This window comes from Azonexus sp., from assembly GCF_036170495.1.
Lineage (GTDB): Bacteria > Pseudomonadota > Gammaproteobacteria > Burkholderiales > Rhodocyclaceae > Azonexus.
Window position 1 is genome coordinate 1 of record NZ_JAVHPH010000135.1, and the last position, 1,983, is coordinate 1,983.

The following is a 1,983-nucleotide window of genomic DNA, read 5'->3' on the forward strand; positions in this document are numbered from 1 at the left end:
CCCTCGATCCGCTGCAAGCCGATGATGACCGACGCCGACATGGCGATGAAGTTCGACCCCGAGTACCGCAAGATCGCCGAACGCTTCCACAAGGATCCAGCCTATTTCTCGGAAGTCTTTGCCCGCGCCTGGTTCAAGCTGACGCACCGCGACATGGGGCCGAAAGCCCGCTACATCGGTCCCGAAGTGCCGCAGGAAGACCTGATCTGGCAAGACCCGGTGCCGGCCGGCCGCCAGGACTACGACGTGGCCGCCGTCAAGGCGAAGATTGCCGCCAGCAGCCTGAGCATCGGCGACAGAGTGGCCACCGCCTGGGATAGCGCCCGCACCTTCCGCGGCTCGGACATGCGTGGAGGGGCCAACGGCGCGCGCATCCGTCTGGCGCCGCAAAAGGATTGGGAGGGCAATGAGCCAGCGCGGCTGGCCAGGGTATTGGCCGTGCTGGAGAACATTGCTGCGGAGACGGGCGCCAGCCTCGCCGATGTGATCGTGCTCGCCGGTAACGTTGGTGTCGAGCAGGCGGCCAAGGCGGCGGGTGTCGATGTCGTCGTTCCCTTCGCGCCGGGGCGTGGCGATGCCAGCCAGGCACAAACCGATGTCGAATCCTTCGCAGTGCTCGAACCGGTGGCCGATGGCTACCGCAACTGGCTCAAGAAGGATTACGTCGTCAGCGCCGAGGAATTGATGCTCGACCGCACGCAGTTGCTCGGTCTGACCGCCCCTGAAATGACGGTGCTGGTTGGCGGCCTGCGCGTACTCGGCACCAACCACGGCGGCACCCGGCACGGCGTGCTGACCGACCGCGTCGGGGCGCTGACCAACGACTTCTTCGTCAATCTGACGGATATGGCCTACACCTGGAAGCCCGTGGGGCGGAACCTGTACGAAATCCGCGACCGCAAGACCGACACGGTCAAGTGGACGGCGACCCGGGTTGATCTTGTGTTTGGGTCAAACGCCATCCTGCGGGCCTACGCCGAGGTCTATGCCCAAGATGACAACAAGGCCAAATTCGTTCAGGACTTCGTTGCCGCCTGGACCAAGGTCATGAATGCCGACCGTTTCGATCTGGGATAAAACCGGATAGCCATAAAAAAGGCGCGGTTCCGAAGAACCGCGCCTTGGCTTGCTATTTCAGCGAACTGGCGATCAGGCTGTCTTTTCGTCTTCACCACCAACGAAGAAGCTGATGATGTAGATGATCAGGCCAATCAGGAAGGCCACGCCGGCCCATTCACGCATCCAGTAGAACAGCGCGATCTTGTCCTGCGCCACCATGAACGGTAGCGGCGTGTCGGAAACGCGTTGCAGCCAGACTTGCAGGATGCCGGCGGCGGTCAGGAACAGCGTGATGAACACGATGGAGACCGTCATCAACCAGAACGACCACATTTCCAGCACTTGCGACTTGTTGCTGTTGGCAGCACGGCCGCGCAGGATGGGCATGGCGTAGGAGATCATCATCAGGTTGACCATGGCGTAGGCGCCATAGAACGCCATGTGACCATGCGCCGCGGTGATCTGCGTGCCGTGCGTGTAGTAGTTGACCGGAGCCAGGGTGTGCAGGAAGCCCCACACGCCAGCGCCCAGGAAAGACATCACACCGGTGCCCAGCGCCCACAGTACGGCAGCCTTGTTCGGATGCTCGCGGCGGCGACGGTTCACCATGTTGAAGGCAAACACGGTCATGGCGAAGAACGGGATCGGCTCCAGCGCGGAGAAGATGGAACCCCACCACTGCCAGTATTCCGGCGTACCGATCCAGAAGTAGTGGTGACCCGTACCGATGATGCCGGTGATCAGCGTCAGGGTGACGATGACGTACAACCACTTTTCGATCACTTCACGGTCAACACCGGTCGTCTTGATCAGCACGAAGGCCAGGAAGGAGCCGAGGATCAGTTCCCACACGCCTTCGACCCAGAGGTGCACCGTCCACCACCAGAAGAACTTGTCGAGAACGACGTTCACCGGGTTGTAGAA

Annotated in this window: 2 protein-coding genes; one reads left to right on the forward strand and one right to left on the reverse strand. The window is 61.6% G+C overall.

All coding sequences use genetic code 11. From position 1 onward, the window contains the following. Positions 1–1,077: peroxidase family protein (locus ADADOO_RS04260; RefSeq protein WP_511275293.1), on the forward strand; the 1,077-nt coding region annotated here is incomplete at its 5' end. Positions 1,078–1,149: 72 nt separating this feature from the next. Here ADADOO_RS04260 and ADADOO_RS04265 read toward each other — a convergent pair. Continuing rightward, positions 1,150–1,983: cbb3-type cytochrome c oxidase subunit I (locus ADADOO_RS04265; RefSeq protein ID WP_511275295.1), on the reverse strand; the 834-nt coding region annotated here is incomplete at its 5' end.